We start from the raw sequence: 21,837 nt of genomic DNA, 5'->3' as shown, positions 1-21,837 counted from the left end.
CTGCTTTTTGGAGCCGCTTCGCGGCCCAGCGGGAGCAAGCTCCCTCGCCACAGGTGTCAGGAATTCCTGGCTGCAAACTTGAGCTTGCCCCACGTCAACCCGATCACCGCGGCCAGGGTTGAAGCGGCCAATACGCTCAGCTTCGCAGCCGACAGCAGGGCCGGGTCGGAGAATGCCAGGGACGAAATAAAGATCGACATGGTGAAACCGATCCCCGCCAACAGGCCGACCAGGCCAACGCCCGTCCAGGTCACACCTTCCGGCAGCTTGCAGATGTTGAGCTTGACCAGTGCCAAGCTCGCCAGCATCACGCCCAGAGGCTTGCCGAGCACCAGGGCGAAGATGACGCCCATGAACACACCGTGGGCCAGCGGGTCATCCAGATTGAAACCGTCCAGGCTCACACCGGCGTTGGCCAATGCAAACAGCGGCATCACGCCGAACGCTACCCAAGGGTGCAACGCCGATTGAACACGCTGCACCGGCGGCAGTATGTCCCGCTGAGCTTCGCGCAATTGCTTGAGGGGCGTGGCGACTTGCTGGGCCCCTTCGGCTGGCTGCGAGAACCGGTCCATCAGCTCGTTGAAGGTGCGTTCGATGGTTTCCAGCGGGCGTTCCCTGGTGGGTTTGGAATTGACGGGGGTCATCAAGCCCAGGATCACCCCGGCCAGCGTTGGGTGCACGCCGGTCTTGAGCAGGCCAAACCACACGATAGCGCCTGGCAGCAGGTAGATCGCCGCCTTGCTGATGCCCATGCGTTGGAACACCAGCACCAGGGCCAGCCCGCCTGCGGCAATCACCAAGCCCATGTAGTCGAGGCTGGCGGTGAAGAAGATCGCGATGATCAGGATCGCCACGATGTCATCGATGATCGCCAGGGCCAGCAGCAGGATACGCACGCCACTGGGGATCGACTTGCCCAGCAGCGCGAGCACGCCCACGGCAAAGGCGATGTCGGTCGCGGTGGGCACCGCCCAGCCACTCGCGGCAGCGGTGCCGTGGTTGAGCAGGGTGTAGATGAGTGCGGGCATCAGCACACCGCCCAACGCCGCGCCCAACGGCAGCGTGGCCAGCTTCAGGTTGGCGAGGGCGCCGTCTTTGATTTCCTGGCGGATTTCGGCACCGACCACCAGGAAGAAGATGGTCATCAGCCCGTCATTCACCAGAAAATGCAAGGAGCGCGACACGCTGTAATCGCCCAGCCCGAGGGTGATGGGCGTGTTCCAGAAATGCTCGTAGGTCGCGGCGGCGGGGCTGTTGGCCCACACCAGCGCAACGATGGCGGCCAGCAGCAGCACGATACCGCTCACGGCTTCGATGTGTGAAAAACGCTCAAGGGCGGACAGCGCGCCCTCAGTCAGACGCTGGGGGCGGGGGATGGCGGGGTGTTTATCAGGCACGACAAATCTCCATTGGCGGCCCGACCAATGCTTGGCGTTTAACCTGCGCCGTGCTTTATGCAGCAACGCACCCAGGGCGATGATAGGAAGGTGAGGAATAAGTTGTAAACAAACTTGTCATCGCGCGGGCAGCGCTTTGCCCCGGATTGCGCCCAGCGCCAACACGATTAAACCTAGAACGGCCCATGGAAACACCACGACGCCCCAACGTTCGAGCAAGAGCCCGCCCGCTAATCCACCTCCGGCGATGCCCAGGTTCCATACCGTAACCAGCATCGATTGAGCGGCATCGGCCGAGTTGCCAGCCGACTTGGCCAGCGCGGTTTGCAATAGCGCCGGTAGGCCACCGAAGGCCAGCCCCCATAACGCTACGCTGGTGTAGAGGACTGCTGCCGAATCGATCCACAGGCCCAGTAGCAGGGCGGCCACGGCGAACAGCGCGCAACTGACGAAGGTCAATAGCCGCAGGTGTTGGTCAATCCACATGCCCACCAGCCAGATACTCAGCAGCGCCATCAGCCCGAACACCAGCAATACCCGGTCGATGTCGTTGCCGATACCAGAGGGCACCAGCAAAGGGGCGATGTAGGTATAGAGAATGTTATGGGCCAGCACGTAGGTAAAGGTCACCCAGAGCACCGGCCGGATGCCTGGCAACGCCAGCACCTGACGTAAGCCGAGGCGTTTGCTTGGCGGTTCACCAGCAAAATCCGGCAGTTGCCAACGCGCCCATACCAGCAGTAACAGGGTCAGGCCGGTCATGATGGCGAAACTGGCGCGCCATCCGACAAGCGTACCCAGCAGGGTGCCGGCGGGTACGCCGAGGGACAAGGCCAGCGGCGCTCCGAGCATGGCCACGGCAATCGCCCGACCCTGCAGGTGGGGCGCGACCATACGGCTGGCGTAGCCTGCCAGCAAGGCCCACAGCAAGCCAGCGAATACACCGGCGAAAAATCGCGCAGCCAAGGTCAAGCCATAGTGGCTGGAGAACGCGGTGATGCTGTTAACCAAGGCAAAGCCGCCGATGGCGATCAACAGCAACGGCCGCCGGCGCCAACCCCGGGTCAGCAATGTCAGCGGGATAGCGGCAAGCAACGAGCCGAGCGCATAGAGGGTCACCAGTTGCCCGACCAGGGCCTGGGAGACCCCAAGCCCAGCACTGATTTGCGGTAACAAGCCGGCGGGCATTGCCTCGGTGAGGATGGTGATAAAGCCGGCGCAGGCCAACGCCAGCAGACCGGCCAGCGGCAGGGGCTCAGCGCGGGGTGCTGTGTCGACCAATAGGGGACTGTCGTTCATGAGGTTTCTCCTTGAAAGAGCAAGGAGCCAGGGTAGGGGGCTGCGAAGTGCGGAAAAACAGGCTAAGGTTCCGAACTTATCGGACGTTGATATCCGTAATCGGCAAAGGCATCACCATGGACAATCTGGGCAGCCTCTCGGTTTTTGTGCAGGTCGCGCAAACCCTTAGCTTTACCGCTGCGGGCCGCGTCTTGGGCGTGTCATCGTCGGCGGTGGGTAAAAGCATCGCGCGGATGGAAGAGCGTCTGGGCGTCAGGTTGTTTCATCGCAGCACCCGCAGCATCACCCTGACCAGCGAGGGCGCGCTGTTCCTGGAGCGTTCGCGGCGGATCCTGGCGGAATTGGAAGCGGCCGAACAGGAGTTGACTGAGGTCACTGCCAGCCCTCGCGGCAAGCTGCGGATCAGTGTGCCCCAAGTGCGCGGGTTGCTGATGCCGGTGATCAGCGACTTTATGCGTGCTTATCCGGACATTGAGTTGGATGTGGATTTTTCCGACCGCATGGTGGACGTGATCGAGGAGGGCTTCGACGCGGTGATTCGCACCGGCAAGCCAGAAGATTCGCGCTTGATGGCACGCCATCTAGGGCATTACCAGTTGGTCCTCGTCGGTACGCCCGGCTACTTCGACCAGCACGGCACCCCCCATCGGCCACAGGACCTGAATCATCACGCCTGCCTGCGGCACAAATTCTGCGCCACCGGCAAGCTGGAGCCCTGGCCGCTGCGCCACGTGCCTGGAACCGCAGAGCTTAATTTGCGTGCACCGCTGGTCAGCACCACCATCGAATCCCTCAATCATGTGGTGCAGGAAGGTCTGGGCATTGCGTGCCTGCCGGACTACATGGTCAACCAGGCCGTACGGCAAGGGCAGTTGCGGCGGGTGCTGGATGAGCACCTCGAGCATCGCGGCAGTTTCTGGTTGCTGTGGCCAGCCAGTCGCCATGCGTCGGCCAAGCTGCGGGCCTTTATCGATCATATGCGCGCCGGGCTTTTTCCTACTGACACTGCTGTCCAAGCTTGAGATGTTTTACCGACAGGAATCGCGCTTCAATGTCGCGTTCTGTTGCACAATACCGTCCGGACCGTTTTCTTCAGGATTTTCAATGTCGACATCATTTCACTTGCGCACTCTCGGGGTGGCGCTGGTGCTGGCGGGCGCCGCGGGCTGCTCGTCACCCAAGACCGCTATCTATGAACATGAGAATTTCGACGATTCCGGTACGTTTTCCCGCGATTACCCGGTCAGCGATGTGGCGGCCTGTGAAGCTGCGCGCCGTGCCCTGCTGAGTCAGGGCTACATCATCACCAGCAGCGATCCCAAATTGGTGGCCGGCAACAAGAGCTTCCAGCAGACCGGCGAGACCCACCTGCAGATCAGTTTCAATGTGGTGTGCGCTGCTGATGGCAAGGGCAGCAATCATTCGACGATGTTTGCCAACGCCTTGCAGGATCGCTATGCGCTGAAGAAGGTCAACAACTCCGCGAGTCTCGGTGTGGGCGTGCTGGGCTCGGTGTCGATGCCGATTGGCTCCACCGACGACTCGATGGTGAAGGTGGCAAGCGAGACCGTCTCGGCACCGAAGTTCTACGAGCGTTACTTTGCGCTGGTGGATGTGTTCCTGCCGCAGGAGGTCAAGCAGGCCGAGCATATACCCGAGCAGCCCAAGGCTGACCTGGGCGTGCCTGAACCCAAGGCCGCTCCGGCAGCCGAGAAGGTCGAGGCGCCGCAGGACACACCGCAGCCTGCCGCAGCGCAACCGCTTGCACCGCCACCTGAGGCCGCGCCGATCGCGCCGGCCCCAGAGGCGAACCCGCAACCTGCGCCGGCCTCGACGCCAGCAACCGAGCCTGCGCCTGCGCCGACCAATCCCAGCCTGCCTGCGCCGACAGAGGCAATACCGCCCTTGCCAGCGCCTGCACAGTGACTCAGACCGCTACGGGATCTGCCTTGTCGACGTTGATCCCGTAGCGGCTGATAGCTTCGACGACTTTTTCACGACCTATCACACCGTCATCTGCCAACGCCTTCAAGGTCGCTAAAGCGATAAAGTGCCGGTCTACCTCGAAGAACTCGCGCAATGTTTCGCGGGTGTCCGATTGACCAAAACCGTCAGTGCCCAGTGCGACAAAACGGCGGCCATGCACGAAGGGGCGAATCTGGTCGGCGAACAACTTCATGTAGTCCGTGGCCACCACCACGGCTCCGGTTCTCCCGGCGAGGCAGGTTTCGACGTAGCTTCGGCGCGGCTCGCTTTGCGGGTGCAGCAGGTTCCAGCGTTCGGCGGCGTGCCCATCACGGCGCAATTCGGTCAGGCTGGTGACGCTCCAGACATCGCTGTGCACGGCGAAATCCTTGGCGAGCAACTCGGCTGCGGCGATCACTTCGCGCAAGATTGAACCGCTGCCCATTAGCTGCACCTTTGCCTGCGGGTGGGTGCTCAGCGGATACATGCCCTTGAGAATGCCTTCTTCAACGCCTTCCGGTATCGCCGGGTGCGGATAGTTTTCGTTGAGCAGGGTGATGTAGTAATAGATGTCCTCCTGCTCGACATACATACGCCGCATACCCTCGCGAATAATCACCGCCAGTTCGTAGGCAAAAGTCGGGTCATAGGCCACGCAGCATGGAATCACCGAGGCCAGGATATGGCTGTGCCCGTCGTCGTGCTGCAAGCCTTCGCCCATCAGCGTGGTGCGCCCGGCCGTGGCGCCCAGCAGGAAGCCCCGCGCTCGCGCATCGCCCGCCGCCCAGGCCAGGTCGCCGATGCGCTGGAAGCCGAACATCGAATAGAAAATATAGAACGGCACGGTCATCAGCCCATGGTTGCTATAGGACGTACTTGCCGCGATCCAAGATGAAATAGCGCCGGACTCATTCAGCCCTTCCTGCATGATCTGTCCGTCTTTGCTCTCTTTGTAGTAGCTCAATTGCCCGGCGTCCTGTGGGGTATAGAGCTGGCCGACGGCGGAGTGGATACCGATCTGGCGGAACAGGCTTTCCATGCCAAAGGTGCGCGACTCATCCGGCACAATAGGCACGATCAGCTTGCCCAAATGCGGGTCCTTGAGCAGCGTGCCGAGGATGCGCACAAAGGCCATGGTGGTGGAGATGGCGCGCTCACCGGTGTCTTTGAGTTGAGTGGCGAAGGCGCTCAGCGCGGGGATTTGCAACGGCGCAGTGCCGGTGTAGCGCGCCGGCACATGGCCTCCCAGTGCCTGTCGTCGTGCGGCGAAGTAGCGGGCCTCTTCGCTGTCGACGGCGGGTTTGAGGTAAGGGATTTCTTCGAGTCGGTCATCGTCAACCTCCAAGCCGAAGCGGTCGCGGAAAGCTTTTACCGCGTCGGCCCCCATCTTCTTCAACTGGTGGTTGATGTTTTGGCCTTCGCCAGCTTCACCCATGCCGAAGCCCTTGACTGTCTTGGCCAGTATCACCGTAGGCTGGCCCTTGTGGCGCACCGCGGCGGCGTAGGCGTTGTAGACTTTGTCCGGGTCATGGCCGCCCCGCGAGAGTTTCCAGATGTCGTCGTCGGACATGTCCGCAACCAGCGCCAGCAACTGCGGGTATTTGCCAAAGAAGTGTTCACGCACATAGGCGCCATTCTGGGATTTGTAATTCTGATAGTCGCCGTCCACGCATTCCATCATGCGTTGGCGCAGTAGGCCGCTCTGGTCCTTGTCCAGCAGTGCGTCCCAGCCGCCGCCCCAGATCACCTTGATCACATTCCAGCCGGCGGCGCGGTACAGGCTCTCGAATTCCTGGATCACTTTGGCATTGCCGCGCACCGGACCATCCAGGCGTTGCAGGTTGCAGTTGACCACGAAAATCAGGTTGTCGAGTTTTTCGCGGCCCGCCAGGGAGATCGCCGCCAGGGATTCGGGCTGGTCCATTTCGCCATCGCCAAGGAATGCCCAGACCTTGCGACCCTGATGCTGCTTGAGTTCTCGGAACTCCAGGTACCGCATAAAGCGCGCCTGGTAAGCCGCAGTGATGGGGCCCAGGCCCATGGATACCGTAGGGAATTGCCAGAAGTCCGGCATCAACCGTGGGTGAGGATAGGAGGACAGGCCCTTGCCATCGGCCTCGCGACGGAAGTTATCCAGCTGCGCTTCGCTGATACGGCCCTCCAGGTAGGCGCGACCATAAATGCCTGGTGAGGAGTGGCCCTGGATGTACACCAGGTCGCCGTCGAATGTGTCGGTTCGGCCACGGAAAAAATGATCGAAGCCTACGTCATACAGCACGGCGGCTGACGCGTAAGTAGCGATATGCCCACCCACGCCTGAGTGTTTGCCTGCGCGCAATACCATCGCCATGGCGTTCCAGCGGATAAAGGCGTTGGTGCGTCGTTCGATAGCCTGGTTACCGGGGTAGGGCAACTGGCGCTCGACCGGGATGGTATTGACGTAGGGGGTGGTCACCCGCCCGTAGAAGTCACCATGCCGCGCCACGTCGAAATCCAGCAACTGATCGATCAGGTAATGAGCGCGGGGCCGGCCTTCGGTGGACAGCACCGATTCGATGGACTCCAGCCATTCGCGGGTTTCCTGTGGATCATCGTCGAGTCTTACTGGGTCATTCGGGGTCATGTGAGGCTCCAGGGTAGGCGGATTCAAGCAGCGAGCTCCTCGTGGGAGAGATGCAAATGTAATTGCAATTGCAACGACATGTCAGAATCTAGCGCGGGATGAGCTACTATTGCAACCTTCTTGAAATTCCCCGGATGGTGTTGCATGTCGTCGAAAGAGCCGGATGTATGGTTCCGTTTTGTCAGGGCTCACAGGACGGTCATCCGTGAAATCGAGCGGCGGCTGGCTGCAGCGGGCCTGCCGCCGTACGCCTGGTACGACGCGCTGTGGGGCCTGGAAAGCGGGCCCAGCGGCACCCGGCGTATGCACGAACTGGCCGATGTGCTGGCCATTGAGCGCTATAACCTCACGCGCCTGGTGGACCGTCTGGAAAAAGATGGCCTGGTGGTGCGCTCCCGTTCCGACGGCGACGGTCGTGCGGCGTTTGCCTCGATCACGGACACAGGTCGAGCACTGCGCAAGAACATGTGGAAGATCTACGAAAGCACTGTGGACGAGCTGTTCCTGTCACAACTTGAACCCGAGCAGCGCCAGGCATTTGCCGATGCCCTGGAGCGCACGGCGGGATTGGCGATGGATGCGGGTGCGCAAGTGCGTAGCCGGTGTAAATCGTAGGTTCGAAAAAAGACTCAGCGTGGGCGGGGGCTTGCTTGTGCATTTGCGTTCCCGCTCACTTCAGGTGATAGCGCTGCAGTGCGTTTTCCACCTGCTGCATGTCGGTACGCCCTTCATCGGCCAGCGCTCTTAACGCCGACGCCACAATCCAATAGCGGCTCGGCGCGCACGCCTGCACCGAGCCTGCCCCCAAGGCGATAAATCGTGCATCCACATGCGCGGCTAATTGATCGACTATCACCTGCGGATAACCGGTGACGGCAATGACGGGTGCGCTATTCCCCGCCAGGCAATCACGCAAATGGCAGCTTCGCCTGGGGGCCAAGGGGTGCAAGCGGTTCCAGCGCTCTGTGGCCGCCGCCTCACGGGCCAGTCGTGTGTAACTGGGGCAGCTCCATACCTGCGCCGTCATATTCCAGTCCTGTTCCAGTAACGCTGCGGCGTGCATGACCTCTTCCAGTGCCTGGCCAGCACCGAGCAGGCGCACATCTCCCGCTTGGCCACGCTGGGTCGGATACATGCCTTTGTGGGCAGCTTCTAGGTCTTGGGCAGCCAGTGTCGTGTTGGTGTCCTGGTCATGCAGCGCCAGATAATAGAACCCCTGCTGGCCGTCGACGTACAGCGTGCGTAGCCCTGCCAGCACAATCGCCCGTGCTTCGTCTCCCGAGGCGGGATCGTAGGGTGTGCAGCGTGGATGGGTCGCCAGCCATAACGGCAATGATGAGTGCGTGCCCTTGGGCCATGCAGAGGGATGGTTTTCGATGTCGTTGCACAAGATGCCACGCTGGGCGGTCTGTTGCGACAAGGCGCACAGCTGTGCGGACGACGTGGCGCTGTGCAGGTAAAGCAGGGGTTTTTCGCCGCTATCGCGCGCAAACCAGATGGGCCAGTTGCCCACGCGGCGGCTGCATGACTGGCCATGGATCACCCAGGCGTGCCGGCTCGATTCCAGGGTCTCGGCCATGCTCATCACCGTATGCAACGGCGAGCTGCCCGGGCAAGTGGCGGTGTTGAGTGCATCGATGCATCTGTACGCAGAATGCGCGGTAGAAGCAGGCATGGGTCGAAGCTCCTTTCAACGGATGCCTGTACCCTACTGGAAATATGATTGCATTTGCAATGATTGCAATCGCACCTAAAAAGGCCCTGCGACTAAATCATCCCGCGCCTGCCGCGTTTAACCTTCAAGTGCAGTAATGTCATCACGTCGACATTTTTTCGTCATGACGGCACTTTAGGCTGGGTTCGCAGGTCATTAATCTGCAACCGCTTTGAACTTTAAAGGAGTCCACCATGGACGATTACCAGGAAGAACTGCTGGAGTACCAAGCATTGGAGCTAGAGCCACTGGACCCTGTCGACGATGCCACCGAGCTGTAACACCGACTTCAGGCGGAGTGTCGCTGACTGCGGCGAAATTCCCCTGGAGTCTGGTTGTTCCAGCGCCTGAAGGCCCTTTGGAAGGCTTGGGCCGAAGCAAAACCGAGCAAGTAGGCGATCTCGCCGAACGCCAGTTCCGTATCGCGAATGTAGGTCATGGCCAGGTCGCGACGGGTGTCATTGAGAATCGCGCGAAACTGCGTGCCTTCCTCGGCCAGTTTGCGCCGCAATGTCCAGGTTGGCAGCTTCAAGCGTGCCGCCACTTCTTCCAGGTCGGGTTCCCGGCCGCCATTGAGCATCGGCCCGAGCAACCGGGTAATGCGCTCGCGCAGGCTGCGGGTGCGGGTCAACTGCTCTAATTCCCTTTCACACAGCTGTAGCAACAGGTGCCAGGTGCTTGGGCAATGCTGTGGGTTGCGCAGCGCCAGGGTGGGTTGGCTGAGGCGCAGTTGATTGGCCTCGGCGCCGAAGTGGACCACGCCCTCTCCCAGCACCCTGTAGTGGTCGTGGTAGTCCGGCGCGTCGAATTCGATTTCAATCCGCTGGGCCTGCAGCGGCTGTTGCGCCAGGCCGGACAGTTGCTGCAGCCAGCCGGCGATGATCGAATCCACCACAAAGCGGTTGTAGGCGTTATAGGGGCTGATGGAGTAAAACCGCAGCCACGCGCCTTCAGCGTCTTCATGAAAGCTTGATTGCCCGCGATAGTTGGAGCCGTACAGCGCTTCAAAGCGTGTGAGCGTGCGCGCCGCTTCGCGCACTGTGGGCGCTTGGGCTGCGGTGACGCCGGCAAGACCGGCTTGGCTCAAGCGGCTGAGCTGGCCCATGCGCAAGCCCAGGCCAGGGTTGCCGGTCAGTTGAATGGCCGCGTGGCCCAGGCGCATGTAGCGCGGGATCGACAAGCGTGCGCCGGCCTCAGCCAGGCGCGCTGGATCGAGGCCGTATTGCAGCAGTAGGGGCTGTGGGTCCAGGCCGTGGCTGTGGATGGCGTCGGCCAGGGTGTGCACGAAGCCCACCGACAGATCCCCCAGGCGCACCGGCTTCAAGGTGCTACAGCCAGATATTCAGCAGGCGCGCACCACGGGCGTCGCCATCGGCGAAGACTTGCCCATTGCGGCTGAGAAAACTTTGACCGGCGCTGCCCAGGTCCCAGAATTGCCCGCGCAGAAAGACGCTCATGCCCGCGGTGGCTTCGCTGACAGGTGGCTGGCTGATCAGGGTAAGACGACGCCAGGCCGCGCCCTCACTGGTTTCTTCAGGCTTGAGGCTCACTTCTGAGGGCGTAGACACGCTCTTGAAACCGCGCCACGGACGCTCCCAGGTATCACGGCCGGTGACAAAAGCGGGTACCGCGATCAATTGCGCGCCTTGCTCGTTGAGCTTGCGGTAGTTGTCCGGGTACCAGCTGTCGCTGCCGACCAGGATGCCGAGGCGCCCGGCGGGGGTGTCGACAACGTTGACGACATGCTCATCGCCTGGCTCGATAAAGCCACGTTCATCGTAGATCGGGTAAAGCTGGCGCTGCGGTTGGCCCAGCGGCAAGCCGTCGGCGGCAAACACCACGCTGGCGTTGTACAGCGCGCCATGGCCGATTTCCAGTTGGCCCTGGATCACGCTTGGGTTGGGCAGGGCGATGGAGCCGGCCACCAGGGTCACGCCAAATTCTTTGGCGAGGCCGCCAAACAACACTTGATAGTCGCGGGCCATGGCCGGGGCTTTCATGCGCAGGTACGCATCGTCCATGCGGTTGTCGCCGGTGGCGCTGATCCAGGCTTTGGCAAATTGCAGCGGGTTGCTGATCGACAGCCAGTTCATGGCGTCCTTGAGGTGAGCGGCCTGGTACAGCTCATTCTTTTCGCCGCCGAGCATCAGCCAGGTGCCGATATGCTCCGGCAGCACCACAACGGTCTTGGCATTGATCAGCCCAAGGTCCCGAGCGTTTTGCAGGTAGGCCGACAGCTTCAGGTGCAGGCGTTCCAGGCTCTGGTAATCGGCAGGGAACAGCTCTGGCTGGATGCCCAGCAGGTTGCCCCGGTCGGCCGGTTCGCCCTCATTGACCGCGAGGGTGATGCGCAGGTCGGACAGGTAATGCGCCACGGGGCGCTCCTGGGTCCAGACCAAGTACGCGGCGAGGGAGGCAACCAGGGCCATGATGACGGTGAACGCTAGAAGTTTACGCATGGGGCAACAGACAACAGACCAGGTGCAGGGTTCGCGACTAGGGTAGGGCCCATGGCGTGGCTTGCCAAGGGGCGCTGTGCATTTGGATCAATAACTTGTCAGTTTCAGTCATTGAGCCGTGGTCCACCGCCTCTTAGTCTGTGGGACATAAACCGATGGCACGCCATTCGAGTGCGCCACGTCCCGTGATGATCCGTTGTGGAGCTGTACCATGACCGCTGCTGCCTACCCGCACCTGCTGGCCCCGTTGGACCTGGGTTTTACCACCTTGCGCAACCGTACCCTGATGGGCTCGATGCACACTGGCCTGGAAGAAAAGCCCGGCGGTTTCGAGCGTATGGCCGCTTACTTTGCCGAGCGTGCCCGTGGCGGCGTGGGCCTGATGGTCACCGGCGGTATCGGCCCCAATGACGAGGGTGGCGTGTACGCCGGTGCAGCCAAGCTGACCACCGAAGAAGAGGCGCGCAAGCACAAGATCGTCACCCAGGCCGTGCACGACGCGGGTGGCAAGATCTGCATGCAGATCCTCCACGCCGGGCGTTACGCCTACAGCCCCAAGCAGGTGGCACCGAGCGCTATCCAAGCGCCCATCAACCCGTTCAAGCCCAAGGAATTGGATGAAGAGGGCATCGAAAAGCAGATCCAGGATTTTGTCACCTGCTCGCTGCTGGCCCAGGTCGCCGAGTACGATGGCGTGGAAATCATGGGTTCCGAAGGCTACTTCATTAACCAGTTCCTCGCCGCCCACACCAACCATCGCACCGACCGTTGGGGCGGCAGCTTTGAAAATCGCATGCGCCTGGCGGTGGAAATCGTGCGCCGTGTACGCGAAGCCGTAGGCCCGAACTTCATTATCATCTTCCGCCTGTCGATGCTCGACCTGGTGGAAGGCGGCAGCGTCTGGGAAGAAATCGTGCAGTTGGCCAAAGCCATCGAACAGGCCGGCGCGACGATCATCAACACCGGTATCGGCTGGCACGAAGCCCGTATCCCGACCATCGCCACCAAGGTACCCCGTGGTGCGTTCAGTAAAGTCACGGCCAAATTGCGCGGTTCGGTACAGATTCCGCTGATCACCACCAACCGTATCAACACTCCGGAAATTGCTGAGCAGATCCTGGCCGCAGGCGACGCCGATATGGTCTCGATGGCGCGGCCGTTTCTCGCCGACCCCGAGTTCGTCAACAAGGCCGCCGCCGGGCGCGCCGATGAGATCAATACCTGCATCGGCTGCAACCAGGCCTGCCTGGACCACACCTTTGGCGGCAAGCTCACCACCTGCCTGGTCAACCCACGGGCGTGCTACGAAACCGAGCTCAATTACCTGCCGGTCAAGCAGATCAAAAAGGTCGCGGTCGTCGGCGCCGGCCCTGCGGGTCTGGCCGCTGCTACCGTGGCCGCCGAGCGCGGGCATCAAGTGACCTTGTTCGACTCCGCCAGCGAGATCGGCGGCCAGTTCAATATCGCCAAGCGCGTGCCGGGCAAGGAAGAGTTCTTCGAGACCCTGCGTTATTTCAAGCGCAAATTGCAGACCACCCACGTCGAGCTGTGCCTCAACACCCGTGTGGATGTTGCGCAACTGGTGGCGGGCGGTTATGACGAGGTGATCCTAGCCACCGGCATCGCACCGCGTACCCCGGCGATTCCCGGTGTCGACAATGCCAAGGTCCTGAGTTACCTGGACGTGATCCTCGAACGCAAGCCGGTGGGCAAGCGCGTGGCGGTGATCGGCGCCGGTGGCATTGGTTTTGACGTGTCTGAATTTCTCGTCCACCAAGGCGTATCCACCAGCCTGGATCGCGAGGCGTTCTGGAAAGAATGGGGCATCGACACCCAACTGCAAGCCCGTGGCGGCGTGGCCGGGATCAAACCCGAGCGCCATGCGCCGGCCCGTGAAGTGTTCCTGCTGCAACGCAAGGCTTCCAAGGTGGGCGACGGCCTGGGCAAGACCACGGGCTGGATCCACCGCACGGGTTTGAAGAACAAGCAGGTGCAGATGCTCAACAGCGTCGAGTACTTGAAGATCGACGATGAAGGCTTGCATATCCGCATCGGCGCCGAGGGCGAGCCGCAGGTACTGGCGGTAGACAATATCGTCATCTGTGCCGGCCAGGACCCGCTGCGCGAATTGCACGACGGCCTGGTCGCTGCCGGCCAGAACGTGCACCTGATCGGCGGCGCCGATGTGGCGGCCGAACTGGACGCCAAGCGCGCCATCAACCAGGGCTCGCGCCTGGCGGCCGAGCTGTAAGGCGTCAAGAGGGGCGGTGGTAGACTACCGCCCCTTTTTTCATTCAGATACCTGCCGATGGGCCCTTTCGACTGGCTTCCTCACGCGCTCCTTGAACCTTTGCAACTGGACTGGCTGAACGGAGTCGAGTTGGCCGTGCTGCGCCTGGACTGTATCGACCCGCTGATCAGCGGCAACAAGTGGTTCAAACTCACCAAGCACTTGGCGCAGGCCCGACACGCCGGGGCCACGGGGGTGATGAGTCTCGGCGGCGCTTACTCCAACCATTTGCATGCGCTGGCGGCGGCGGGCAAGCGTTTTGGCTTCCCCACCGTCGGCCTGCTGCGGGGCCATCCTCAAGACACCCCCACGGTTCTCGACCTTAAAGCCTTCGGCATGCAGTTGCATTGGCTGGGTTATGGCGGTTATCGGGCGCGGCATGAAGCGGATTTCTGGTTGCCTTGGCGCGAGCAGTATCCGGGCTTTCATCCGATACCCGAAGGCGGCGGGGGGCTGGCCGGTGCGCAGGGCTGTGGCGTGTTGGTCGAGCAGGCGCGGGGGCAGTTGGGCAGCCTCGGTTGGAGCGATTACGACGCCTGGTGGCTGGCGGCAGGTACCGGCACGACAGTGGCGGGGCTGGCAATGGCGGAGGCGGGTGCGCATCCGGTGTATGGCGCCCTGGCGGTACCGGATGACCACGGTGTGGCGCAGAACGTGAGTGCGATCGTGCAGGACGGTTATGCGTTGCTGGACGCCAGTCGCGGTGGCTTTGCCAAGGTCGATCCGCTGTTGCTGGACTTCATCCAGCGCACCGAACAAGCGTGCGGTCTACCGCTGGAGCCGCTCTACACCGGCAAGGCGCTGCTGGCGTTGAAACAGCAGATCGAGGCTGGACGCTTCAGCCCCGGCACGCGCCTGATCTTCATCCACACCGGCGGCCTGCAAGGCCGCCGAGGCTTCAGCGACTGACGCAAACCCCTTGTGGGAGCTGGCTTGCCTGCGAAAGCGGTAGTGCAGTAGGAGATACTGCGACTGACACACCGCCTTCGCGGGCAAGCTCGCTCCCCCAGGGGAGTTGCGCTTAACTGATGGCCTGAGTTCAGTCGATGAATGGGTTGGCTTAAAGCCTCCTCCCACCCGGCATCATGCGCAGCGCCGTGTTATCGCGCATCACGTAATGATGAAAGATGCCCGCCAGTGCATGCAGCCCGATCAACCAATAACCGACCTGGGCGAACAGCACATGCCAGCCTTCGATCTCCTCGGCCAGCGCCTTGTTTTCCGCGATCAGCGGCGGCAATTCCATCCCATAGAACATCACCGAATGCCCTTTGGCACTGACGATCAACCAACCGGCAATCGGCAACCCGATCATCAACGCATACAGCGCCCAGTGCATCAGCTTCGCCAGCAGATTCTGCCATTGCGGCGGTGCCGGCACGATCTTCGGCGCCACTCCCAGGCTGCGTGCAAACAGGCGCAGCCATACCAGTACAAACACGGTAAGGCCGAGCATGAAGTGCATTTCAACAATCAAGGTGCGCGCACCGCTGCCTTTGGGGAATTGGCCGCGCAGTTCAATGCAGGCGTAGACCACCGCCAGCAGCACTACCATCAACCAGTGCAGCGCAATCGACATGGTGCTGTAGCGTGAATCGGAATTTTTCCACGGCATCGCTGTGTTCCTCACTCATCAGGGCATACCTCCATTCTTTAGCGACGGAGTGCATTAACTGTATGCCTGTTTTGAGCGCTGTGCTTGTTGCCAATGCCGTTGTCTTGACCTCGGTCAGTAGGCCTGCGGCATTTCCCCGCGGGCCAGGCGCTGGTTGATGTCACTGATGACCCGTGGCAGATCGGTGATGGTGTCAATCAGGTAGTGTGGACGTGAAGCTTCGAACATCGCCTCGATGCGCTGGCGCTCGCTGGCCAGTGTGTCGGTGTCCAGGGCGCGGAATTGCTCGTAGGTCAGGCCCAGCGCGTTGCCAGAGCAGGTCAGGGCCACGGTCCACATGCCGGCACGTCGGCCTTCGAGAATGCCCGGCACGGTGTCGTCGACCTTCACGCAGGCCGCCACATCATCAATGCCCAGGGCGATCACGTTGGCCAGCGCCTGGGCCGGCCATGGTCGCCCGTTGGGCGCTTCGTCAGTGGCCACGACGTGGTCGGCGACGTAGCCGTTGGTGGCAGCCAGGGCCACGACCTTGTCCATCACCTGCTTGGGGTAGCCGGAGCAGGAGCCGATCTTGATACCTTGGCCGCGCAGGGCGGCGATGGTGTCGAGGGCGCCGGGGATCAGGGCCGAGTGCTCGGCAATTTTCTCGATCTGCAGCGGCATGAAGCGCTGGTAGATGGCGGTCACGTCGTCGTCGGTGGGCGTGCGGCCGAACGCCTGGCGGTAGCGTTCGGCAACTTGCGGCTGGTTGCAGAGGGTGCGGATATGGTCCCACTTGCCCATGCCCATCGGGCCACGGGCTTCCTCGATAGAGACTTGAACGTCGAACTCGGCAAAGGCCTCGACAAAAATCTGCGTGGGGGCGAAGGAGCCGAAATCGACCACGGTGCCGGCCCAGTCGAGGATAACGGCCTGGAGGGTGTTGGGGTTTTGATAGTTCATGATTCAGATCCTGTGGGTAATGACATTCATGTCTGAAGGAGCGAGCTTGCTCGCGAAAAACATCCAGGCACCGCGTTGACTCAGGATGCCCGCGTCATCGTTAACGCGCTTCGCGAGCAAGCTCGCTCCTACACATTTCTTGCAGCACCTCGGCGATGGCCTTGACGGCTGCGCGCATGCCGGCCGCGTCGACATGACCGATGCAGCCCACGCGAAAGGTTTCCACCTGCGTCAGTTTGCCCGGATACAGGATGAAACCCTTGGCCTTGACACGTTCGTAGAAGTCTTTGAACTGGTAGCGCGGGTCTGTGGGAGCGTGGAAGGTGGCAATGATCGGCGCTTGGATCGCCGCCGGCAGAAAACTGCGCAGGCCCAGTTCGGCCATGCCGTCCAGCAATGCCTGGCAGTTATTCACGTAGCGCTGGTGACGGGCTGGCAGGCCGCCTTCCTCGGCGTATTGCAACAGCGCTTCATGCAGAGCAGCAACCACGTGGGTCGGCGGGGTGAAGCGCCATTGTCCGGTCTTGGCCATATAGGTGTGCTGGTCGAACAGGTCCATCGCCAGGGAATGGCAGTTGCCCTGGGATGCAGCCAGCGCCGCTTTTTCGGCAAAGACAAAGCCCATCCCCGGTACGCCTTCCAGGCATTTGCCAGAGGCGGCGATCAGCGCGTCGAAGGGGATTTCGCGGGCATCAATCGGCAGCGCGCCGAAGGAACTCATGGCGTCGATGATCAGGCGCTTGCCGTGGCGTTTGACCACCTCGGCGATCTGCGGCAGCGGGTTGAGAATGCCGGTGCTGGTTTCGCAATGGATCAGCGCGACGTGGGTGATGGCGGCATCGGCGTGTAACAGGCGATCCACATCGGCGGCAGTGGTGGGCTCGTCTTCGGCGGTTTCAAAGATGCTGAATTGGCGGCCAAGCACCTCGCAGATTTTCGCCAGGCGCTTGCCGTAGGCGCCGTTGATCAACACCAGCACCTTGCCATTGCGAGGGACCAAGGTGCCGATCGCAGCTTCGACGGCGAAGGTGCCGCTGCCCTGCAACGGCACGCAGTGGTGGCTCTCGGCGCCGTTGAGGATCGCCAACAACTGCCTGCACACACTGGCTGTGAGCTGGTTGAAGCGGTCGTCCCACGAACCCCAATCCACCATCATCGCCTGGCGGGTACGGTTCGAGGTGGTCAGGGGGCCGGGGGTCAACAGGATCGGCGCGGCAGGGGTCATGTCAAATCCTCGCAAGGTGTCGGGGTTCAAGCTACGGCGCCTAAATTGCAGTTTGGCTTGTCATCAATCAAATTGTTTGTTGTTATGCGAGCTATCAGTGAGGCCGATAGCTATGAACCTGTTCCAACTGCGTGCATTCGATGCCGTGGCCCGCGAGGGCAGTTTTACCCGCGCGGCGGCTCGGCTGTTTATCAGCCAGCCGGCGGTCACCGGGCATATCAAGGCGCTTGAGGAGCACTACCAGATCCCGTTGTTGCGCCGCACCGCACGCCGGGTGGAGTTGACCGAGGAGGGCGCACGCCTGGCGGCTATCACTCGGGCGATCTTCGGTTTGGTCGACGAGGCGCAAACCATGCTGGAGGCCAACCGCCAGTTGCTCACCGGGCGCCTGGAAGTGGCGGCGGATGGCCCGCATTTGGTCATGCCGATGATCGCCAGCCTGCGCGCGCGCTACCCCGGCATTACCGTGAACCTGCGTTTGGGCAATGCCCAGGAAACCCTGGCGGCGCTGCTGTCCGAACACGCGGATGTGGCGGTGCTCACCGAGGTGGAGTCGCGCAATGGCCTGCACCTGCAACCCTTGGACCAGTCACGAATTTGCGCCTTGGTGCCGGCCGCGCACCCGTGGGCCAAGCAGCCTGACGGTATCGAGTTGGCGCAGTTGCATGAGGTGATCATGGTGCTGCGCGAGCCCAACTCCATTACCCGTCGCACTTTTGATGACGCGTGCCTTGCGGCGAATGTGCAACCCAAAGTGCTGCTGGAACTGGACAGCCGTGAAGCCGTGACCGAAGCGGTGGCGGCAGAATTGGGCGTGGGCGTGGTGTCGTCGATGGAGGTCAGCCCGGACCCGCGTGTACAGGCGGTACCGATTCTGGGCGATGGCCTGCTGAACCGGCACATGCTCGGCTGCATGGAGCGGCGCCGCTCGCTGCGCTTGATTCAGGCGTTTTTCGAGTTGGCGTGAAGGCTTTCACGCACGATCTCCAGGAAGGTCGCGACCACGCGGCGTGAACTCTGCTCTTTCAGGCACACCAGGGTTTCTTTCATGCGTTGTGTGCAATCGCGGATCGGCATAGCGTATACCCGCGCGTCGGCACCGAACTCTGCCGCCGACACCACGCCTACGCCAATCCCCACCACCACGGCTTCCCGGGCGGCTTCGCGGCCTTCCACCTGGATGGCCGGGCGAATGCGCAGGCCGGCTTGGCGCATTTCCTGCTCCAGGGTCTGACGGGTGACCGAGCCGGTTTCCCGCAGCACCAGCGGGGTGTTATCGAGGTCGGCCAGGCAAATCGATTCGCGCCCGGCCCAGGCATGGTCACGTGCGACAAAAGCCAGAAGTTGGTCGTCGGGCAGCGGCAGTGACAACAGGCGCGCATCATCGACATCGCGCCCCAACAGCGCCAGGTCGGCCTGGTAGTTGTAAAGGCGCGACAGCGACTCATCGGTGTTGCCGGTTTCGATCTTCACGCTGATCCCAGGGTAGCGCTGGCAGAAGCGCGCAATCTGCGGCAGTACGTGCACGGGTGCATCCACTGCCAGGGTGAGGGTGCCGGTGAGCAGGGCGCGCGAATCCTGCAGCAATTCTTCGGCTTCGGCTTCGATCACAAACAGGCGTTGGGTGATACCCAGCAGGCGCTCACCCAGATCGGTCAGGCGCACCGAACGTTTGTTGCGGTGAAACAGCAGTACGCCGAAGCGCTCTTCCAGTTTGCGCACCTGGTCGGAAATCGCAGGTTGCGTCAGGAACAGGCGTTCGGCCGCCCCGGTAAAACTGCCGTGAATGGCCACCGCATGGAAGGCTTTGAGCTGGGCATGGGAAACGGACATGGCACGTCCTCTTAAAAGCTGAGCTTATATTTGAAATACGATAAATCGATTTTACCTATGAGTCAGCCATTGCTTTGATGCACCTCAGTCGCCGTAGGTTGGGTCCTACAACCACGGCTGCCATGGGCGCAGGCACACCGCACCCATCTGACCAATACCGCGCTCTTCAAGGCCCGGCATTGCAGTGCTCAACCATAAAAACAACAGGCGTTTTCTTTCGATTCTGCCGGCACACTCACACCTGAGGTCAGAACCACCATGAATATCCCTATGGGTAGCATCAAGCGTTGGCGCGTGCAGATTTTTGCCATCACCTGGCTGGCGTATGCCGCGTTCTATTTCACCCGCAAAGCGTTTTCAGTGGCGAAGCTGGGGATCGGCGACGACCCGAGTTTCCCCCTCGACAAAATGATGATGGCCAACCTGGATGGCCTCTACCTCGCCGCGTATGCCGTAGGCCAGTTCACTTGGGGCATGCTTGCCGACCGCTTCGGGCCACGGGTGGTGGTGCTTGGTGGCTTGCTGATTTCCGCAGGCGCAGCGTTGGTGATGGGCACCTTTGCCACCTTGCCGATCTTTGTCACTTGCATGTTAGTGCAGGGCTTGGCGCAGTCCACCGGCTGGTCGGGGTTATGCAAGAACCTTGGCAGTTTCTTCCCGGCGCAGCAGCGGGGGCGGGTGTTGGGGTTATGGAGTTCGTGTTACGCGTTTGGCGGGTTGGTCGCGTCACCGTTTGCCGGTTGGTGGGCCTATACGCTGATCGGCAGTTGGCACGCGGCGTTTATTTCCAGTGCCGCAGTGGTAGCGGTGGTGGCCGTGTTGTTCTTTATGTTCCAGCGCAATACCCCGCAGGATGTGGGCTTGCCGGCAGTCGAGCCCGAGCCTGTGCTGAGCGCCGAGCAGTTGGCCGCCCAGCAGCGCGTCAGCGTACTCGAACCCCTGCGCGCGATCCTGCGCAACCGCACGGTGTTGACCCTGGGGCTGGCGTACTTCCTGCTCAAACCGGCGCGCTACGCGATTCTGTTGTGGGGGCCGGTGATCGTCTACGAGCAGATGCCGTCGGTGGGCAAGGTCGGCGCCGCCATCGTGCCCACCGCGTTTGAGTTGGCTGGTTTACTGGGGCCGGTGCTGATCGGCCTGGCCTCCGACAAACTGTTCGGCGCCCGGCGCATGCCCGCCTGTGTGCTGAGCCTGTTGGCGCTGACGCTTGCCCTGGCGCTGTTCATGGGCGCGCTGCACACCGGCAGTGTGGTGCTGGTGATGGCCCTGCTGTTTGTCATGGGCCTGACGCTGTATGGGCCGGACTCAATGATCAGCAGCACCGCGGCCATAGACTTCGGCACCGCCAAGGCCGGCGCTACCGCCGCGGGTTTTGTGAACGGCTGCGGTTCGGTGGGGGCGATTCTGGGCGGTTTGCTGCCAGGCTATTTCGATACCGTTACGGTATTTATTGTGTTTGCCGGTGCGGCGCTGTTTTCTTCGCTGGTGCTGATGCCCTACTGGAATGCCAGGCCCGCCGTACTGGCCCAGGCCGGGGATTTTGTGCCGGACCGCAATGCGGTGATCAAACCCTTGCGCACCTGAGGGCCCTGGCCGGTTTTTTGGTGGAACGAAGCGTTCTCGCGCTATAAACTCTGCCCCCAAAGCGCCGGCCAGTAGACGTTTCGGCGCGATGGGAATAAGAGAGTGAGTCATGGGCGCACAGTGGAAAGTCAAACATAAAGAAGCGGCAGCCAATGCCAAGGGCAAGATTTTCGGCAAGCTGGTGAAAGAAATCACCATCGCCGCCCGCAACGGCGCCGACACCGCGACCAACGCGCACCTGCGCTTGGTGGTGGAACAGGCCAAAAAGGCCTCGATGCCCAAGGAAACCCTGGACCGCGCGATCAAGAAAGGCGCCGGTCTGCTCGGTGAGACTGTGCAATACCACCGCGTGACCTACGAAGGTTTCGCGCCGCACCAGGTGCCTTTGATCGTCGAGTGTGTGACCGACAACATCAACCGCACCGTGGCGGAAATCCGCGTGGCCTTCCGCAAGGGCCAACTGGGCGCTTCCGGTTCGGTGGCTTGGGATTTCAACCATGTGGGCCTGATCGAAGCCTCGCCGGACACGCCGGACGCCGATCCGGAAATGGCCGCTATCGAAGCGGGCGCCCAGGACTTTGAAGAGGGTGAAGAAGGCGCCACCTTGTTCATCACCGAAACCACCGACCTGGATGCCGTGCAGAAAGCTTTGCCGGAGCAGGGCTTTACCGTGCTGTCGGCCAAGCTGGGCTATATCTCCAAGAACCCGGTCAGCGGTTTGACCGATGAGCAGATGGCAGAAGTCGAGGCGTTCCTGGAAGGCCTGGACAACCATGATGATGTGCAGGATATGTTCGTCGGCCTGGCGGGCTGACTTCTATCTGAGTACAAGCGGTCAATATGTGGGAGCGGGCTTGCTCGCGAATGCGGTGGAACAGCCAATACATC

At 61.7% G+C, this 21,837-nt stretch carries 18 protein-coding genes; 8 read left to right on the top strand and 10 right to left on the bottom strand.

Going from position 1 to position 21,837, the window contains the following annotated elements:
- Positions 1-56: 56 nt before the first annotated feature.
- Complete coding sequence (gene nhaA, locus ODQ19_RS12415) at positions 57-1,400, bottom strand: Na+/H+ antiporter NhaA (RefSeq protein WP_330210173.1); 1,344 nt, start codon at positions 1,398-1,400, stop codon at positions 57-59.
- 117 nt (positions 1,401-1,517) lie between these two features.
- Complete coding sequence (locus ODQ19_RS12410) at positions 1,518-2,699, bottom strand: MFS transporter (RefSeq protein WP_330210172.1); 1,182 nt, start codon at positions 2,697-2,699, stop codon at positions 1,518-1,520.
- Positions 2,700-2,815: 116 nt separating this feature from the next.
- On the opposite strand from ODQ19_RS12410, the gene ODQ19_RS12405 reads away from it, so the two are divergent.
- Both ODQ19_RS12405 and ODQ19_RS12400 read left to right on the top strand, forming a co-directional pair.
- Entirely contained in the window at positions 2,816-3,721 is a 906-nt protein-coding gene (locus tag ODQ19_RS12405; protein WP_330210171.1) for a LysR family transcriptional regulator, read from the top strand.
- 82 nt (positions 3,722-3,803) lie between these two features.
- Positions 3,804-4,625 (top strand): DUF2242 domain-containing protein, encoded by an 822-nt coding sequence (locus ODQ19_RS12400; protein WP_116665778.1) that lies wholly within the window; start codon positions 3,804-3,806, stop codon positions 4,623-4,625.
- Between the two features lies 1 nt (position 4,626).
- On the opposite strand, the gene aceE is transcribed toward ODQ19_RS12400, so the two are convergent.
- Entirely contained in the window at positions 4,627-7,287 is a 2,661-nt protein-coding gene (aceE, locus tag ODQ19_RS12395; protein ID WP_330210170.1) for a pyruvate dehydrogenase (acetyl-transferring), homodimeric type, read from the bottom strand.
- 144 nt (positions 7,288-7,431) lie between these two features.
- Between aceE and ODQ19_RS12390 the strand changes: the two genes are divergently transcribed.
- Entirely contained in the window at positions 7,432-7,902 is a 471-nt protein-coding gene (locus ODQ19_RS12390; protein WP_330210169.1) for a MarR family winged helix-turn-helix transcriptional regulator, read from the top strand.
- 55 nt (positions 7,903-7,957) lie between these two features.
- Here ODQ19_RS12390 and ODQ19_RS12385 read toward each other — a convergent pair whose 3' ends face one another.
- The 3 genes from ODQ19_RS12385 to ODQ19_RS12375 all read right to left on the bottom strand — a co-directional run bounded on the left by ODQ19_RS12385 (position 7,958) and on the right by ODQ19_RS12375 (position 11,460).
- Positions 7,958-8,962 carry a transketolase-like TK C-terminal-containing protein gene (locus tag ODQ19_RS12385; protein ID WP_330210168.1) on the bottom strand — a complete coding sequence of 335 codons (1,005 nt, stop codon included), beginning with the start codon at positions 8,960-8,962 and terminating at the stop codon, positions 7,958-7,960.
- 328 nt (positions 8,963-9,290) lie between these two features.
- Complete coding sequence (locus ODQ19_RS12380; RefSeq protein WP_116665782.1) at positions 9,291-10,325, bottom strand: AraC family transcriptional regulator; 1,035 nt, start codon at positions 10,323-10,325, stop codon at positions 9,291-9,293.
- 4 nt (positions 10,326-10,329) lie between these two features.
- Complete coding sequence (locus ODQ19_RS12375) at positions 10,330-11,460, bottom strand: carbon-nitrogen hydrolase family protein (protein WP_116665783.1); 1,131 nt, start codon at positions 11,458-11,460, stop codon at positions 10,330-10,332.
- 211 nt (positions 11,461-11,671) lie between these two features.
- Here ODQ19_RS12375 and ODQ19_RS12370 point away from each other — a divergent pair, with 211 nt between their 5' ends.
- Both ODQ19_RS12370 and ODQ19_RS12365 read left to right on the top strand, forming a co-directional pair.
- The gene (locus ODQ19_RS12370) at positions 11,672-13,711 is read left to right on the top strand and encodes an NADPH-dependent 2,4-dienoyl-CoA reductase (RefSeq protein WP_330210167.1); all 2,040 of its coding nucleotides are present in this window, start codon (positions 11,672-11,674) and stop codon (positions 13,709-13,711) included.
- Positions 13,712-13,768: 57 nt separating this feature from the next.
- Entirely contained in the window at positions 13,769-14,659 is an 891-nt protein-coding gene (locus tag ODQ19_RS12365; protein ID WP_330210166.1) for a 1-aminocyclopropane-1-carboxylate deaminase/D-cysteine desulfhydrase, read from the top strand.
- Between the two features lie 151 nt (positions 14,660-14,810).
- Here ODQ19_RS12365 and ODQ19_RS12360 read toward each other — a convergent pair whose 3' ends face one another.
- The 3 genes from ODQ19_RS12360 to ODQ19_RS12350 form a co-directional block, all read right to left on the bottom strand.
- Entirely contained in the window at positions 14,811-15,365 is a 555-nt protein-coding gene (locus tag ODQ19_RS12360; RefSeq protein WP_330210165.1) for a cytochrome b, read from the bottom strand.
- A 114-nt stretch (positions 15,366-15,479) separates the two neighbouring features.
- Entirely contained in the window at positions 15,480-16,307 is an 828-nt protein-coding gene (gene phnX, locus ODQ19_RS12355) for a phosphonoacetaldehyde hydrolase (protein WP_330210164.1), read from the bottom strand.
- Positions 16,308-16,407: 100 nt separating this feature from the next.
- Positions 16,408-17,532, bottom strand: coding sequence for a 2-aminoethylphosphonate--pyruvate transaminase (locus ODQ19_RS12350; protein WP_330210163.1), 1,125 nt, complete (start codon positions 17,530-17,532; stop codon positions 16,408-16,410).
- A 112-nt stretch (positions 17,533-17,644) separates the two neighbouring features.
- On the opposite strand from ODQ19_RS12350, the gene ODQ19_RS12345 reads away from it, so the two are divergent.
- Positions 17,645-18,499 carry a LysR substrate-binding domain-containing protein gene (locus tag ODQ19_RS12345; RefSeq protein WP_330210162.1) on the top strand — a complete coding sequence of 285 codons (855 nt, stop codon included), beginning with the start codon at positions 17,645-17,647 and terminating at the stop codon, positions 18,497-18,499.
- On the opposite strand, the gene ODQ19_RS12340 is transcribed toward ODQ19_RS12345, so the two are convergent.
- Positions 18,475-19,365, bottom strand: a complete 891-nt coding sequence (locus ODQ19_RS12340) for a LysR substrate-binding domain-containing protein (protein WP_116665790.1) — start codon at positions 19,363-19,365, stop codon at positions 18,475-18,477. The two genes, ODQ19_RS12345 and ODQ19_RS12340, sit on opposite strands and share 25 nt — an antisense overlap.
- Before the next feature lie 258 nt (positions 19,366-19,623).
- On the opposite strand from ODQ19_RS12340, the gene ODQ19_RS12335 reads away from it, so the two are divergent.
- Positions 19,624-20,949 (top strand): MFS transporter, encoded by a 1,326-nt coding sequence (locus ODQ19_RS12335; protein ID WP_330210161.1) that lies wholly within the window; start codon positions 19,624-19,626, stop codon positions 20,947-20,949.
- Between the two features lie 109 nt (positions 20,950-21,058).
- Complete coding sequence (locus ODQ19_RS12330) at positions 21,059-21,763, top strand: YebC/PmpR family DNA-binding transcriptional regulator (protein WP_003192227.1); 705 nt, start codon at positions 21,059-21,061, stop codon at positions 21,761-21,763.
- Positions 21,764-21,837 lie beyond the last annotated feature (74 nt).

It is taken from the genome of Pseudomonas sp. AM4(2022) (assembly GCF_036346515.1).
GTDB classification, from domain to species: domain Bacteria; phylum Pseudomonadota; class Gammaproteobacteria; order Pseudomonadales; family Pseudomonadaceae; genus Aquipseudomonas; species Aquipseudomonas paracarnis.
The sequence above is the reverse complement of the archived record's forward strand: the minus strand, read 5'-3'. Positions and strand labels throughout refer to the sequence as shown.

Excerpts from the sequence above, each read along its gene's own strand:
- ODQ19_RS12410 (WP_330210172.1), bottom strand. The coding sequence starts at position 2,699 with ATGAACGACAGTCCCCTATTGGTCGACACAGCACCCCGCGCTGAGCCC.
- ODQ19_RS12405 (WP_330210171.1), top strand. The coding sequence starts at position 2,816 with ATGGACAATCTGGGCAGCCTCTCGGTTTTTGTGCAGGTCGCGCAAACC.
- ODQ19_RS12400 (WP_116665778.1), top strand. The coding sequence starts at position 3,804 with ATGTCGACATCATTTCACTTGCGCACTCTCGGGGTGGCGCTGGTGCTG.
- aceE (WP_330210170.1), bottom strand. The coding sequence starts at position 7,287 with ATGACCCCGAATGACCCAGTAAGACTCGACGATGATCCACAGGAAACC.
- ODQ19_RS12390 (WP_330210169.1), top strand. The coding sequence starts at position 7,432 with ATGTCGTCGAAAGAGCCGGATGTATGGTTCCGTTTTGTCAGGGCTCAC.
- ODQ19_RS12385 (WP_330210168.1), bottom strand. The coding sequence starts at position 8,962 with ATGCCTGCTTCTACCGCGCATTCTGCGTACAGATGCATCGATGCACTC.
- ODQ19_RS12375 (WP_116665783.1), bottom strand. The coding sequence starts at position 11,460 with ATGCGTAAACTTCTAGCGTTCACCGTCATCATGGCCCTGGTTGCCTCC.
- ODQ19_RS12370 (WP_330210167.1), top strand. The coding sequence starts at position 11,672 with ATGACCGCTGCTGCCTACCCGCACCTGCTGGCCCCGTTGGACCTGGGT.
- ODQ19_RS12365 (WP_330210166.1), top strand. The coding sequence starts at position 13,769 with ATGGGCCCTTTCGACTGGCTTCCTCACGCGCTCCTTGAACCTTTGCAA.
- ODQ19_RS12360 (WP_330210165.1), bottom strand. The coding sequence starts at position 15,365 with ATGCCGTGGAAAAATTCCGATTCACGCTACAGCACCATGTCGATTGCG.
- phnX (WP_330210164.1), bottom strand. The coding sequence starts at position 16,307 with ATGAACTATCAAAACCCCAACACCCTCCAGGCCGTTATCCTCGACTGG.
- ODQ19_RS12350 (WP_330210163.1), bottom strand. The coding sequence starts at position 17,532 with ATGACCCCTGCCGCGCCGATCCTGTTGACCCCCGGCCCCCTGACCACC.
- ODQ19_RS12345 (WP_330210162.1), top strand. The coding sequence starts at position 17,645 with ATGAACCTGTTCCAACTGCGTGCATTCGATGCCGTGGCCCGCGAGGGC.
- ODQ19_RS12340 (WP_116665790.1), bottom strand. The coding sequence starts at position 19,365 with ATGTCCGTTTCCCATGCCCAGCTCAAAGCCTTCCATGCGGTGGCCATT.
- ODQ19_RS12335 (WP_330210161.1), top strand. The coding sequence starts at position 19,624 with ATGAATATCCCTATGGGTAGCATCAAGCGTTGGCGCGTGCAGATTTTT.
- ODQ19_RS12330 (WP_003192227.1), top strand. The coding sequence starts at position 21,059 with ATGGGCGCACAGTGGAAAGTCAAACATAAAGAAGCGGCAGCCAATGCC.